Source organism: Yersinia alsatica (assembly GCF_902170305.1).
Classification (GTDB): Bacteria; Pseudomonadota; Gammaproteobacteria; order Enterobacterales; family Enterobacteriaceae; genus Yersinia; species Yersinia alsatica.
Genome location: NZ_CABHWW010000007.1, coordinates 64398 through 79207 on the forward strand (window position 1 = coordinate 64398; position 14810 = coordinate 79207).

The window sequence follows — 14810 nt, forward strand, 5'->3', positions numbered from 1 at the left end:
CTATAGCGGGCTATTTTACTTGCCAGCTTGGGATTGGGCAGTACTCGCCATCCTCACGTACTGAAGTACGCTCCGGTGGCTGTGCGCTGTCCGCACCCAATCTGTCTGCGACAATTACGCCCGAGGTCAGGGATACAAGAATAAGAAGCAGTTTCATGGCTTTGACGCGTTTACTGATAAAAGATTTCCGCAATATTGAATCGGCAGACTTAGCGCTGGCGTCGGGTTTTAATTTTTTAGTCGGCCCCAACGGCAGTGGTAAAACCAGTGTGCTGGAGGCGATTTATACCCTGGGTCATGGCCGCGCTTTTCGCAGTTTGCAGGCTGGCCGCGTGATACGTCACGAATGTGCTGAGTTTGTGTTACATGGCCGGGTCGATGCTAATGAGCGCGAATCGTCCGTGGGGTTGAGCAAAAGTCGACAGGGTGATACCAAAGTGCGCATTGATGGCACTGATGGTCATAAAGTGGCTGAATTGGCGCAAATGCTGCCGATGCAACTGATTACTCCTGAAGGATTTACCTTATTGAATGGTGGGCCGAAGTTTCGGCGCGCTTTTTTAGACTGGGGTTGCTTTCATAACGAACCCGGTTTTTTTACGGCCTGGAGCAATCTGAAAAGATTACTTAAGCAGCGCAACGCCGCGCTGCGCCAGGTTAGTCGCTATACGCAAATCCGGGCCTGGGATCAGGAAATTATCCCGCTGGCTGAGCGTATTAGTGAGTGGCGGGCGGCATACAGTGACGCAATTGCGGCAGATATTTCAGCTACATGCGCCCTGTTCCTGCCAGAGTTCGCCTTGAGTTTCTCTTTCCAGCGCGGCTGGGATAAAGAGAGTGACTATGGTGAGTTGCTGGAACGCCAGTTTGAGCGTGACAGAGCGCTAACCTATACCGCTGTCGGGCCACATAAAGCGGACTTCCGCATTCGGGCCGATAGTACGCCGGTAGAAGATTTGCTATCGCGTGGTCAGTTGAAGTTGCTGATGTGCGCACTGCGGTTAGCGCAGGGTGAGTTTCTCACCCGACAGAGCGGGCGGCGTTGCCTGTATCTGCTTGACGATTTTGCTTCCGAATTAGACACCGGCCGTCGTCGATTATTGGCCGAGCGTTTGAAAGCTACCCAGGCACAGGTTTTTGTCAGCGCAGTGAGTGCTGAACAAGTGACTGACATGGTAGGCGAAAAGGGCAAGATGTTCCGCGTGGAACATGGCAAAATAGAGGTTCAACCACAGGATTAAAAATGAGCGAGAAACGTTGATGTCGAATACTTATGACTCCTCAAGTATCAAGGTATTAAAAGGGCTGGATGCGGTTCGTAAGCGTCCGGGCATGTATATCGGTGATACTGATGACGGTACCGGTCTGCACCACATGGTATTCGAGGTTGTGGACAACGCTATCGACGAAGCCCTCGCTGGCCACTGTAAAGAAATTGTGGTGACCATCCATTCGGATAACTCCGTTTCCGTACAGGATGATGGTCGTGGTATCCCTACCGGTATGCATGACGAGGAAGGGGTATCGGCCGCTGAGGTCATCATGACCGTGTTGCATGCTGGCGGTAAATTTGACGATAACTCGTACAAAGTTTCTGGCGGTTTGCACGGCGTGGGTGTGTCAGTTGTTAACGCTCTGTCTGAAAAACTGGAGCTGGTGATCCGCCGTGAAGGTAAAGTTCACGAGCAGACTTACAGAATGGGTGTGCCGCAGGCACCACTGAAAGTGGTGGGTGAAACCGATCAAACCGGGACTACCGTGCGCTTCTGGCCAAGTTTCCAGACTTTCACCAATAACACCGAATTCCAATATGAAATCCTGGCTAAGCGTCTGCGCGAGCTGTCGTTCCTGAACTCCGGGGTTTCAATCAAACTGAAAGACAAACGTAACGACAAAGAAGACCACTTCCATTATGAAGGCGGTATCAAGGCGTTTGTTGAGTATCTGAACAAAAACAAAAACCCGATCCACCCCAAAGTGTTCTATTTCTCCACCATGAAAGATGATATCGGTGTAGAAGTGGCCTTGCAGTGGAACGACGGTTTCCAGGAAAATATTTACTGTTTCACCAACAACATTCCGCAGCGTGATGGGGGGACTCACTTAGTGGGCTTCCGTACGGCAATGACCCGTACCCTGAACAGCTACATGGATAAAGAAGGCTACAGTAAAAAAGCGAAAATCAGTGCGACGGGTGACGATGCTCGTGAAGGCCTGATTGCCGTGGTTTCCGTGAAAGTGCCAGACCCTAAATTCTCCTCACAGACTAAAGATAAATTGGTTTCTTCTGAGGTGAAAACTGCAGTTGAAACGCTGATGAACGAGAAGCTGGTTGAGTATTTGCTGGAAAACCCAACTGACGCCAAAATCGTGGTCGGTAAAATTATCGATGCGGCCCGTGCCCGTGAAGCGGCGCGTAAAGCCCGCGAAATGACACGCCGTAAAGGGGCGCTGGACTTAGGCGGCTTGCCAGGCAAGCTGGCTGACTGCCAAGAACGTGACCCTGCACTGTCTGAACTCTACTTAGTGGAAGGGGACTCCGCGGGCGGCTCTGCTAAGCAAGGTCGTAACCGTAAGAACCAGGCGATTTTGCCGCTGAAAGGTAAAATTCTGAACGTCGAGAAAGCGCGTTTTGACAAAATGCTTTCTTCACAAGAAGTCGCCACTCTGATTACTGCGCTGGGCTGCGGTATTGGTCGGGATGAATATAACCCGGACAAACTGCGCTATCACAGTATCATTATCATGACCGATGCCGACGTGGATGGTTCTCACATCCGCACCTTGCTGCTGACCTTCTTCTACCGCCAGATGCCGGAAATTATTGAGCGTGGTCATGTTTATATCGCTCAGCCGCCATTGTATAAAGTGAAGAAAGGCAAGCAAGAGCAATACATCAAAGATGATGATGCTATGGAACAGTACCAGATGACATTGGCATTGGATGGGGCAGCACTGCACATCAATGAACATGCGCCTGCACTGTCCGGTGAGCCATTAGAGCGACTGGTTGCTGAACATTACAGCGTACAGAAAACCATCGCGCGTATGGAACGCCGTTACCCGCGTGCTTTGCTGAATAACCTGATTTATCAGCCGACGCTGCAAGAAGAAGAGCTAAGCAATAAAGAAGTTGTGACGCAGTGGATTGAGTCGCTGGTGGCCTTGCTGAATGAAAAAGAGCAACACGGCAGCAGTTACAGCGCAGTAGTGCGTGAAAACCGCGAGCGTCAATTGTTCGAGCCAATATTACGTATCCGTACCCATGGTGTAGATACTGATTATGAGCTGGACTTTGATTTCATCCACGGTGGCGAATACCGCAAAATCTGCCTGCTTGGTGACAAACTGCGTGACCTGATTGAAGAGGGTGCCTTTGTTGAACGTGGCGATCGCCGTGTGCCGGTTTCCAGCTTTGAAGGTGCGCTAGATTGGTTAGTGAAAGAGTCTCGTCGTGGCCTGGCAATCCAGCGCTATAAAGGTTTGGGTGAAATGAACCCAGAACAATTGTGGGAAACCACGATGGATCCAGAAGGTCGCCGTATGTTGCGTGTGATGGTTAAAGATGCCATTGCCGCTGACCAACTATTCACTACCCTGATGGGTGATGCGGTTGAACCTCGTCGTGCCTTTATCGAAGAGAATGCGCTGCGTGCAGCGAACATCGATATCTAATTGATCAGGCTGATTATTGTCTGACAAAAAGCCCAGAGCAGAAAACTGCATCTGGGCTTTTTTTTGCTTGAATGGGGTGCTATTCAAGATTTCGCTCTCTGTGATACTGATACGGCGCACAGACTCACTAGAATCTGATCGCTGAATCGCGTTAGCATGGAGTATTGGCTAAATAAATGTGAGGACCTATGGCTATTGAATTGATCGCTATTGATATGGATGGCACGTTGCTGAATCCACAGCATGAAGTTACCCCTCGGGTAAAACAGGCGGTTGCCGCTGCCCGTGAGAAAGGGGTTTGTGTGGTTTTGGCAACTGGTCGTCCTTATATCGGTGTCCAACGTTATTTGCGCGAACTCAATATGGAAGGCAATAGCGATTATTGCATTACTAACAATGGTGCATTGGTACAAAAAGCCGCGACCGGCGAGTGTATTTTGCAGGAAACAATCAGCTTTGAAGATTATCGCTATTTTGAAGCTTTATCGCGCAAAATGGGCGTGAGTTTTCAGGCTTTTGATTTTGATACTTTATATACCGCGAACAAAGACATCAGCAAATATACTCTGCACGAAGTACTGTTAACGGGCATTCCGTTAAAATATCGGGCGGTAGAAGAGATGGACCCGACATTGCGTTTCCCGAAAGTGATGATGATTGATGAGCCAGAAAAACTGGACCGTGCTTTAGAGATGATGCCAGCCGAGGCTTTTGAGCGTTTCACTATCATGAAGAGTGCGCCTTTTTACCTGGAGATCTTGAGTAAGCGGGTTGATAAGGGGACTGGCGTGAAGATGCTGGCGGAGCATTTAGGCATCGAACAGGCGAATATTATGGCGTTGGGTGATCAGGGCAATGATATCGCAATGGTTAATTACGCCGGTGTGGGTGTGGCGATGGGCAATGCAATTCCTGAGCTGAAAGAGATAGCGCAGTTTGTTACTGGTACCAATACTGAAGATGGCGTAGCCATGGCAATTGAAAAATATGTTCTGTAGCTAAGAAGATAAAACCCCAGTGCATTTTGCGTTGGGGCTAATAATCTTAATGCGTATTTTTCAATGCAGCGACTTCACGACGTAATTTAATAATTTCTACTGCCAGTTCCTGACAAAGCATGGCATTCATTAAATGGTCCTGAGCATGAACCATAATCAAATTGACTGGGATTTTACCGCAGCCTTCATCAGCCCCAATAAGCTGAGTCTGTATATGATGGGCTTCACGCGCTGCATTGGTTGCCGCCACGAGTAACTCATCTGCTTTGTCCCATTCCCCCTGGCGAGCATGACGTAATGCTTCCATTGAATTTGAACGTGATTCTCCAGCATGAATAATCAGTTCCATTACTGTTAGTTCCAGATCCATATTTGCCTCTAAGATATTTTTGATAAAGTATGAAATCAGGGGCCACCCACAGGCCCCTGACGTTTTAATATTTACTTGGCCAAGTGTGGTTTACCACCAAACTTCAGCTTGTACACCAAAGGATAATTGGTCTTTCTTCTCATCATTGAATGTCCAATGATCGATTTCGCTATCCAACACTTTTAAATAAGTGCTGTAAAAACGAATTTCTGGGCGAGAATTTAGCAAACTGGTGCCCACTTTAAAGGTATGGAACAAGGTGGTTTTATAACCGGACTCATGATAACGGTTATTTTGTGCTTTATTGACTTGATCAAAATAAGCCAGTTCAACACCCGTTTGGTTATATTCGCTCCAAATGTAGGATGGGCGCACTACCGCGCGAATACTGTGGAAATCAGTATCTGCCAGAGTGTTGTAGTCATACAAATTATTACCTTGGCTATACACCACAGTATTTGCCATGATCACATTAGGCAATAGATAGGCTTCACCCTGTGAGATAAGACGGAAGGCTGTGCCGCCATCATAATCACCGTAGTAATATTTCCCACGACCAAAGTCTGGATTGGCATCGGAGATATTCATAAAGCCTGATGCGATAGAGTTATTCGCAATCTGGAAAGCAAAATCATTAAATGCACCACGATCAAAGTCCTGGCGCAGTACCGCAGTTGCCAGCCATGCATCTTTTACGTCGAAGAAATCATTATCTCTTTCGTTACGTTTGTTATCACTGGTTTTATTAGCCAGATTATAACGACCACGGAAGGTCAGATTAGCTTTATCCCACAGCGGAATATCATGATAGTTAAAATCAACCGAGTTGGTATTTACATCATCGGTCAGATTACAATTTGCTGAGCCGTCAGTATTACGCGCGCAGTTTCTCAGATCCTGACGATTAAGCGAGACATCCAATTTCCCGGTGCCGAGAGGGATATTCTCCAGACCGACGCCGCTGGCGGTATTTTCTTTATGTGCTTTCCAATCGAGCATTTGCAACTCGTACTGCTGCAATGCATGGCGACCGACCCATAAGTTTGTATCCGGTAAACCCGGAACAAATCCGGTGGTCGTTAGATACATGTCAGAGAATTTTAATAAATCATCGCCGCCGTCATTAAACCAACTGTCATTGTTACGCTGCCCAACATTACCATCCAACGTCACAACGGCTTTCGCTGTTTTGCCATTGTTGTTGTATACCCTTTGGCTGAGTGTTAAGTCGAACCATCCGCTGTGTTCGTTACCAAAGCGCCCTAAAGAGCCAATGGCCCAGGATTTTGGCCCACCGCGCGGGGTTGTTGCCCAACCAGAGCGGAAATAACCTGAGTAGTTGAAACCAAAGTCATCTTTAATATATTTGCTGATTTCATCTAATGTTAATGCCGAATTCTGGACAACAGGTTGTCCATTAGCTGACCCTGCTGTCGCGGGGACTTGTTGCTGAACCAGCACTCGGTCATTCTTGGTGACCGGTTTTGCAGAAACTTCAGCAGCGTTATTGGCTTTATATTGCTGTAATTCAGACCGTGTTTTTTGTAATTCTTGTTCATTATCACTGAGCTTTTTTTCTAATAACGCGAGACGTTGTTCAACAGATAATGGTGCAGCCACAGTAGAATAAGATAAACAGGCGGCCATAATGCCAATGGCAATCTTATTTTTTGAATAATAGCAGGGCATGTCATTCTCCAGACACAGTGTTTTAAGGTTGTATTAACACAACCTTAAAAGGTAATTTAAATTAGGGTTCTATTAGTTATTGTTGTTTTATTTTTTGTATTTAGTTGCCATCCTTCAATAATATGCAATGTTAATTAATAAAATTATTGAGCTTGGTGTATTTGATGAAAATGATACACTGCGCCTAATAAACCTGAATGGTTCTTATATGTTGCAATATCAATAACAGTATCTTTGATATCAAACCAATTAAGCTGCGCATTCAGTTCATCTAAGAATGTTTCTCTTTCCGTAATTCCGCCACCAATAAAAATATGCGTTGGATCGAAAAGATGAACCAAGTTATAAATGCCAGCACAAATATCATTATAAAAAGTATCAACCAGACGTCGGCAGATAAGATCGCCATTGTCGTAGCCAGTAAAAATCTCTTCGCCTGTTACTGATTCAATTGGCCGATTGACCTTGGTGGCAAAGCGTCGGCGCAAGACCAACAAGGTAGAGACTTCATTCATCGTATAGCTGCCAGGGCGCTCTGCTCCAGGTTGTGAGCTGAACATGTAGCCAAATTCACCGGCTCGGAAATGCCCACCACGAACCAAATTGCCATTAGCAAAGATGCCGCCGCCAATACCGGTTCCAATGGTCAGACAGAGAAAATCGTCTAGTTGACGTGCTTTCCCCAGCCATTTTTCTGCCAGTAATACGCAATTTGCATCATTCTCAATACTTACAGGCAAACCACAGCGTTGCTCCAACCAAATCTTAAGGTTGAAATTATCGAATCTACGAATAGCTCCACCCATGGATATCAATCCACTGAACGGATTGACGTGCCCAGGGGCGCTGATAGCAATCCCTTCGTAACCATGCTGAAGGTCGAGCCAGCGCTGAATTTCATGCAGAATTTGATCGCCATTGCTCTCCTGTATCGCGGCCTTACCCTGCGCTAAGATTTTGCCTTCCGATGAGACAATCCCCATTTTTAGCGAGGTTCCGCCAATATCGAATGCAGCTATTTTCATTGTGCTCTCTCCTGATATCTGTCGAGATTATGTATTCTCTACGTTTTTCATCTGGACTTTATTAGAAGCAATAACGAATGGCAGATAAATTAACGTCGAGACTATCAGACAGAATATACCGACACCGAGCGCTAGCCAATTCCCTCCTGTACCCAAGAAAGGAATCAGCGGTCCGGGGGTTGTCCACGGAAGGGCATAAGCCACCGGAGGAATGATATTCATTGATACAAAGAAATAACCAATTAATGAGTTAATCGCAGGGACTAAAATAAACGGAATAATTAATACTGGGTTAAGGACGATAGGTAAGCCGAAAATAATAGGCTCATTAATATTAAATAACCCAGGGACAATAGATAACTTAGCAATGTCACGATATTCTGGACGGCGCGAGGCAATGAAGATGGCAAAAATTAAGCCAAGCGTCATACCTGAACCACCATAGTTGGCAAAGGTATCGTAAATACTTCCCCAAGTCGTTGGGTAAGGTGCGCCCCACGTTGTGCCGTGCGATGCGGCGTAAGACAGGTTTTCCAGATTGGCTTCCGAGAAGATAGCTTCGCGGATTGCGGCCACGGTATTAGGGCCGTGAATACCGAGAACCCACAAGAAGTTAGAGACTAAACCAATAATTACAACAGCAAAAATATTGGTGCCCATATGCTTGAGAGGCGCTTGAATCAAGGTGTATATCAGGTCGTTGATCCCAAGAGGCGATATCAGAGCAATCAGATAGCTCAATACTGAGAAGAAAATCATCACAAAGAAAACAGGAATTAAAACTTTAAACGATCGAGCAACGGCCGGTGGCACCTGTGCTGGCATCGTAATGATTGCCCGGGGTGACCTTGCTAGTCGGCAGAAGATCTCTCCGGTAATTAGCGCCACAATAATAGCGACAAATAGCCCTTGTGCGCCCATAAACTTCATTGTGATATAAGCTTGGCCATTAATGACTTCGTAAGGCGTATATACAATAAAGAAAGCCCCAATCGCTGTTAGGCCACATAACAGATCGTCTTGTTTAAAACTAATAGCAATATTCCTTGCTACTAAAAAGACAATCAGTATTGCCATTATATTCACCGATCCTTGCATTACCGGTGAGAATACAGCTTGGGCACTGGCAATGTTAGGGAATATTTTCCCCAGGAAAAGCATCTTGGCAATAAAGCCATCAGGTGAAAGAATAGCGAAGTTAATCAATATAATAAATGAACTTGCCATGACTAATGGGAAAGATAAAATAAATGCATCACGAATAGCAGCAATATGCCGTTGTGAATTTAATTTTATCGCAACAGGAACGAGAATTTTCTCCATTCCTCTTTCGAAGGATGTCATAAAACTCATTATTATGCCTTATTAGTATAGAGTAGAGGCGCAGATAGTATTATCCGCGCACAATTATTAGACTGAATTTAGGAAAATAATTTATTGCTGAATGGCATTAAGCGCTGTTTCTAATACGGCTTTGCCATTCATCGAGCCATAGTCTTTCATGTCGATAACTAACACTGGAACTCTGCCATTAACAACCTCTTCGACCTCAGCTTTTTGATAACGCACCTGTGGCCCAAGCATAACAATATCAATACTATCAACTTTATCTTTGGCATCGGAAATTGATAACGCCTCGATATCAACTTCTAAACCAATTGACTTGGCATGATCTTGCATTCTTTTAACAAGCATGCTGGTTGACATTCCAGCTGCGCAAACGAGTAATATCTTTTTCATAATTATTCTCTAAAATAATGATGAGCTGATGAAACAGCGATTAAGTAATTGGACGAATTAACCTTTCGATAAAATCTCACCGTTGCTGGCAATAACTTCTTTATACCAATAGAAACTTTTCTTCTTATAGCGCGTTAATGATTTTTCATTTTGCTCATCGCGATCAATATAAACAAAGCCATAGCGTTTTTGATAACCATTTAACCAACTCAGAAGATCAGTAAAGCTCCAGGTGCAATACCCAATGACATCAACGCCATCAGTAATAGCCTGTTGTATCGCTAGTGCATGGTCGTGCAAATAGGCAATGCGGTGATCGTCATTCACTTCACCGCTATCGGTCAAAGTATCATATTCACCCAAACCATTTTCGGTGATCATCACCGGGAGTTGGTAACGGCTGGCGATACGGCGCAAGCCAATACGTAAGCCTGTCGGGTCGATATCCCAGTCCCAGTTGGTTTTTTCAAGGAATTCATTACATACGTGCCGATAAACACCCGGCTCGCCAGAATATTTCGCACTGTCCTTTTTCCCGTTGGTATTCATTGCTTGTATACCAACACCATCTAGCGGATTAAAGGCATTTGTCATGCTGCGATAATAATTAACGCCCATAAAATCCGGTCTGCCTTGTTTTAGCAGTTCAGTATCTTCTGGATGAGTTTCCGGGGCCAGGCCTCGTTCTTCTAACCAGTTCCACACCAATGGAGGATATTCGCCGCGTACATAGACATCCATCCAGAAGTGGGCACCGAATTCTTCAGCATTTTCAGCCGCTAACACATTTTTTGGATCGGCATTAATGGCATAGTTAGGGCCATAAGCAAAACTTGGTCCGATTTTCCCCGGAATACCAAGTGCTCTAAATGCGCTGATAGCGGCGGCATTGGCTAAGTTAGCGTGGTGGTTAGCTTGGTACATCCGTTTTTCATCAGCCACACCTGGTGGGTGCAGTGCTGTTTTATAACCATGCCCAATAAAGACATTTTGCTCATTCAGGGTAACCCAATATTGCACGCGATCACCGTAATGCTTAAAGACGGTTTCAGCATAATGGGTGAAATCTGCCACAACTTTTCTAGATTCCCAGCCACCATATGCATCTTGTAGCGCTTGAGGAATATCCCAGTGATAAAGCGTGACGACGGGTTTGATATTGTGCTTAATGAGCTCATTGATTAGATTGTTATAGAATTGCAGACCGGCTTGGTTAATAGCCCCACTACCATTAGGGAAAATACGGCTCCAGGCAATGGAGAAACGATAAGCCGTTAGGCCCTGTTCCGCCATTAGAGCAACATCTTCTTTGTAACGATGGTAATGATCAACGGCAGTATCACCGGTGGTATTTTCAAATGTTTTACCCGGAATACGGACAAATTTATCCCAAACTGAAGCACCTTTACCGTCCAGATCCCATGCCCCTTCAACCTGATAGGCTGCAGATGCTGAGCCCCACAGGAAATTATTGGGAAAAGACTTTAATTTCTTATGCTCCATTATTTAATACCTTTTGGTTAGTCATTTGGGTACTACAGAATGAAGGTTAAATTACTTGGATGTTATTTCCAAAACCGTTAACTTGATCACTTTATTTTATCTATTACTGTGTTCACTTATTCGCTTAAAAAAGAACAACCTTGCTAGTCTCATTTTTAAGTAAATAATTAAGTCTCTGTTATAAAATGAAAAAAACCCACATCAACGATAAATAAAGAGGTGCATAAGTGGTTTATGCTGAAGTAGTTAAGTGCCTTAGGGACCGTGTTAATTCGCTGGATTATAAGGTTGGTGATATTTTCCCATCTGAGCAGAAATTAGCACTTACATTGAATATCTCGCGAAATACATTACGTAAAGCGATGACTGTTCTGGTTGATGAAGGGCTACTTGAAAAACGACATGGTTCTGGCACTTATATAAGAAATAAAAATATTCAACCTAATATTAGTGCATTAAAAAGTTTTTCAGAAAATGCGCAACAAGCGGGTAAAAATTGTACCAGTAAAGTGCTTAAATTTATGGTGATAAAGTCAAATGCAGATATTGCTTCTCAATTGAGAATAAAGCCTGGTGATCAAGTCTATTATATTCGTAGGCTACGTTTTATTGATGATAAACCGGTACAATTAGAAGACACTTGGATGTCTGTCGCACTGTTCCCTGATTTATCTTTACGGGATATGGTTAATTCCAAGTTTGCTTATATAGAGCTAAATTGTGGGATGACGATTGCCGGATGCTACGAAACTTTTATGCCGGTTATTCCAGATAAAGAAATTGCCAATTTACTCAAAATCAGTCTTCGGGAACCTGCTTTACAGTTAACAACTCAAGCCATTGATATTAATGGTGTTCATCTTGATTATTCATTATTAACATCTAATGTCCATGAGTTTAGAGTGAAGTATTTCTGGCCACGTCAACGGCCTGATCATCCTCAGCACTAATTTTGTCGCGATGGATTATTATATTGAAATATGATGGATATAAAACGAGGCCGATAATAGAATTTATCGGCCTAAAATAAAGGAATTAGCTAAAATAATAGTCGCGAGCTATTTCAGAATGCCTTTCACTATTTGTACATCTTGAATGCCTAAGCCAGTTAAATCCGCTAAGGTTATCTGCTGCTCATTTTCTCTGAAAGGCACCTGTTGAGTTAATGCTTCCCCGATTTCGGTCAAGGTATGCTGCGCCAAAAGCCCTTGTTGGAATGACTGTGAAACTTCACCAAATTCAGTGCATTGCGCCCATGAGTCCACTAAAATCTTATCGGCTTTTGCCACTAATTCAGCAGTCAGTTCGTGCTTACCCATTCCATCGGCACCGACGGCAGTAATGTGAGTGCCGGGTTGAATATCCACAGCATTCAAAATAGCTTCCCGGCTGGGGGTGGTGGTAACAATAAACTGGCTGTGACGGGCGAGCTCCGTGGCATCTAACGTGGTTTTGACCTCAAAACCTTCGGTTTGAGCATATTGCCGGTATTCTTCTAATGCTGTTTCGCAGCGCCCCCAGACCCATAGCTGGCGACATGAAATGACACTTTTCAAGTACATCAGCTGCAATCGTGCTTGCATGCCGGTGCCGACCATACCTATGGCGCTAATCTGCTGTGGCGCACAAAGTTCAGCCACAATGCGCCCGGCCAGTGCTGTACGCAACGCCGTTAGCCAGCCTTCATCCAATAGTAGGGCTTGTGGCTCGCCAGTTTGTGCAGAAAACGCCATCATCAGCCCTTGATTACTGGCAAGACCCTGAGCGGGGTTATGATAAAACCCCCCTGAGACTTTCACCACGAATAGGCTGTCGCCCTGCAAATAACCACTTTTAATACAGCAATCGCCATTAGCTTGCTCAAACAGCAAATGCTGCACTGGGGGCATTTGTACCTGTTTTTGGCTAAAAGCAATAAATCCTTCTTTTAGCAGTAACGTGATGGCATCGGCATCAAACTTGTCGAGAATCTGTTGTTTATTGAGGATAATCATGCGCTGACTGCCCCCAAATATTTTTCCAACACGATATTCTTGCCACACAACACCACCGCCACTTTCTTGCCTTGCCACTGTGGTGCTAATTTCAGCGCTGCGGCTAAGGCCACACCTGCGGCACCCTCAATCATCCAGCGGTCAGTGCGGGCAATCAAGCGCATGGCATCTTTGATTTCCTGTTCACTTACCAACACTTTTTGGTCGATTAACTGCTGGCAAAGGGCGAAGGTTATGGCCTCTGGCTCAACTCCGCCAGCGGTGCCATCAGACAGTGTTTCTTGCTCAGCCACTTCCTGAATCTGCCCCTTCTCCAGGCAGGTATACATGCTGGTTGCATTGGCTGGCCAACAACCAATTACCTGTGTTTTATCAGAGAGTTTCTTCAGCACCGTCGCAATACCGGAAATTAGACCACCGCCACCTACTGCAACAAAAACAGCATCAAGATCAGGTTGTTGTTCAACCATCTCCATGCCACAGGTGCCTTGCCCGGCAATGACTTGCTTGTCGTTATAGGGGGAAATATAGATTTTACCCTGCTGCTGTGCGGCCTGAGCCGCAGCCAGTTCCGCGTTTAGTGCATCACCGGGCACCAGTTCAATGTTGCCACCCAAGGCACGGATAGCTTCCAACTTGATGGCGGCGGCCTGCTCGGGGGCATAAATAGTGGACTTCACCCCGGCCAACTTCCCAGCCAGCGCCATGGCTTGCCCATGGTTGCCGGTAGAGGCGGTGATTACGCCCAGTTGGCGCTGTTCGTCAGTGAGTAAACGCAGTTTATTGCTGGCACCACGAAATTTAAAAGAACCGGTGTGTTGTAGATGCTCACATTTGAGATAAATTTCACAGCCACTGTGCTGGGACAGCAGCGGGCTATATTCCAATGGCGTCACTCTCACTTGCGGACGTAATACCTGGTGGGCTTCTTTGATGGCATCGAATAGCGTATTCATGTCGGTTCCTTTAAATTTTTCAGCTGTTTTTGATATTTTTCAGCTGGTTGTAAACGGTCGCCCGGCCAATGTTAAGAATTTTTGCAACGTAGCCTGCGGCATTTTTGCCGTTAAATGCTCCCTGCTGATAGAGCGCCTCAATGAGTTTACGGCGGCTGGCACTGTCTAGCGTGGCCAATGTGAGTTGCTGCTGTTGTAGCCAGTGATGGGTGTAGGTATTGATCCGCTCCTGCCAATCATCTTGGAACAGAACATCCGGTTGTGGCTGCAATTGATGGCCTGATAGGAATAAATCCAGCGCCGCTTTAGCGCTTTCAAAAACGCTAATATCCAGATTGATACACAGTAGGCCGATAGGCTGTTTATCGTCCCCCCGCAATACGGTACTGATAGAGCGCAACTGCCGACCATCCCAGTTACGTTTTTGGTACGGCCCAATGACCTGCGAATGTTGATCAAATTGCAGGTCACTGAGATTGGAGTCTTCCCCTAATTCCCGCTGTGAATAGTTATTAGCGATATAAACCAGTTTCTGACTGGCTAAGTCGTGAATGGCAACTTCCGCATAGGGAGAGAAAAGGGTGGCAATCGCATCAGCAATGGGCTGGTATCGGCTAAGCATAGGCGGCTTTTGTTTGGAATAAAAAATCCATATTAGACTATTTATTCTAAAAAAATAGCGATAATGCAGTATTTTTCCTTCGCTTTGTGACGCATTGCTTATTTTGCGATCTAGATTGTAGTACAGATTAATTAAATGGCTCTACAATCTGTTTGAGGTTGAGTGACGTGATTTGAAAATTGTGCGGCGCTGTGGGGACGGTTAACCAAGAGATGCGTAAAGTAAGCCAACCACTATT

The 14810-nt window shown here is 45.4% G+C and carries 14 protein-coding genes; 4 read left to right on the forward strand and 10 right to left on the reverse strand.

Translation table 11 applies throughout. From position 1 onward, the window contains the following. Positions 1–10 precede the first annotated feature (10 nt). A complete protein-coding gene (locus tag FTA96_RS23205) occupies positions 11–157 on the reverse strand; it encodes a hypothetical protein (RefSeq protein ID WP_155410759.1) in 147 nt (48 codons plus the stop codon). Between FTA96_RS23205 and recF the strand changes: the two genes are divergently transcribed. The 3 genes from recF (at position 156) to yidA (ending at position 4673) form a co-directional block, all read left to right on the forward strand. Then, entirely contained in the window at positions 156–1241 is a 1086-nt protein-coding gene (gene recF / locus FTA96_RS02255; protein ID WP_145532986.1) for a DNA replication/repair protein RecF, read from the forward strand. The two genes, FTA96_RS23205 and recF, sit on opposite strands and share 2 nt — an antisense overlap. Positions 1242–1260: 19 nt before the next feature. After that, positions 1261–3675: a DNA topoisomerase (ATP-hydrolyzing) subunit B gene (gene gyrB, locus FTA96_RS02260; protein WP_050135172.1), complete on the forward strand. Its 2415-nt coding sequence runs from the start codon at positions 1261–1263 to the stop codon at positions 3673–3675. Between the two features lie 188 nt (positions 3676–3863). Continuing rightward, positions 3864–4673 carry a sugar-phosphatase gene (gene yidA / locus FTA96_RS02265; RefSeq protein WP_050145971.1) on the forward strand — a complete coding sequence of 270 codons (810 nt, stop codon included), beginning with the start codon at positions 3864–3866 and terminating at the stop codon, positions 4671–4673. A gap of 46 nt (positions 4674–4719) precedes the next feature. Here yidA and FTA96_RS02270 read toward each other — a convergent pair whose 3' ends face one another. The 6 genes from FTA96_RS02270 to FTA96_RS02295 form a co-directional block, all read right to left on the reverse strand. Beyond that, entirely contained in the window at positions 4720–5043 is a 324-nt protein-coding gene (locus tag FTA96_RS02270) for a PTS lactose/cellobiose transporter subunit IIA (RefSeq protein WP_050109276.1), read from the reverse strand. Between the two features lie 90 nt (positions 5044–5133). Continuing rightward, positions 5134–6732: a carbohydrate porin gene (locus FTA96_RS02275; protein ID WP_145573102.1), complete on the reverse strand. Its 1599-nt coding sequence runs from the start codon at positions 6730–6732 to the stop codon at positions 5134–5136. A 143-nt stretch (positions 6733–6875) separates the two neighbouring features. Next, the gene (locus FTA96_RS02280) at positions 6876–7757 is read right to left on the reverse strand and encodes an ROK family protein (RefSeq protein WP_134957355.1); all 882 of its coding nucleotides are present in this window, start codon (positions 7755–7757) and stop codon (positions 6876–6878) included. 27 nt (positions 7758–7784) lie between these two features. Then, the gene (locus tag FTA96_RS02285) at positions 7785–9110 is read right to left on the reverse strand and encodes a PTS sugar transporter subunit IIC (RefSeq protein WP_145538970.1); all 1326 of its coding nucleotides are present in this window, start codon (positions 9108–9110) and stop codon (positions 7785–7787) included. Between the two features lie 81 nt (positions 9111–9191). Further along, positions 9192–9497: a PTS sugar transporter subunit IIB gene (locus FTA96_RS02290; protein WP_050123845.1), complete on the reverse strand. Its 306-nt coding sequence runs from the start codon at positions 9495–9497 to the stop codon at positions 9192–9194. A 57-nt stretch (positions 9498–9554) separates the two neighbouring features. After that, positions 9555–11000 carry a glycoside hydrolase family 1 protein gene (locus FTA96_RS02295; protein WP_145538968.1) on the reverse strand — a complete coding sequence of 482 codons (1446 nt, stop codon included), beginning with the start codon at positions 10998–11000 and terminating at the stop codon, positions 9555–9557. Between the two features lie 227 nt (positions 11001–11227). On the opposite strand from FTA96_RS02295, the gene FTA96_RS02300 reads away from it, so the two are divergent. After that, positions 11228–11950, forward strand: coding sequence for a GntR family transcriptional regulator (locus FTA96_RS02300; RefSeq protein ID WP_050109270.1), 723 nt, complete (start codon positions 11228–11230; stop codon positions 11948–11950). Positions 11951–12058: 108 nt separating this feature from the next. Here the strand turns inward: FTA96_RS02300 and FTA96_RS02305 are convergent, their stop codons facing one another. From FTA96_RS02305 to FTA96_RS02315, 3 genes are read right to left on the reverse strand one after another with little or no spacing between them, the layout of a single operon-like run. Continuing rightward, on the reverse strand, positions 12059–12994 hold the full coding sequence (locus FTA96_RS02305) for an ornithine cyclodeaminase family protein (RefSeq protein WP_145573104.1): 936 nt from the start codon (positions 12992–12994) through the stop codon (positions 12059–12061). Continuing rightward, positions 12991–13950, reverse strand: a complete 960-nt coding sequence (locus FTA96_RS02310) for a threonine/serine dehydratase (protein ID WP_145529996.1) — start codon at positions 13948–13950, stop codon at positions 12991–12993. The genes FTA96_RS02305 and FTA96_RS02310 overlap by 4 nt, the downstream gene beginning before the upstream one ends. 19 nt (positions 13951–13969) lie before the next feature. Next, positions 13970–14572 carry a helix-turn-helix transcriptional regulator gene (locus FTA96_RS02315; protein ID WP_050123841.1) on the reverse strand — a complete coding sequence of 201 codons (603 nt, stop codon included), beginning with the start codon at positions 14570–14572 and terminating at the stop codon, positions 13970–13972. Positions 14573–14810 lie beyond the last annotated feature (238 nt).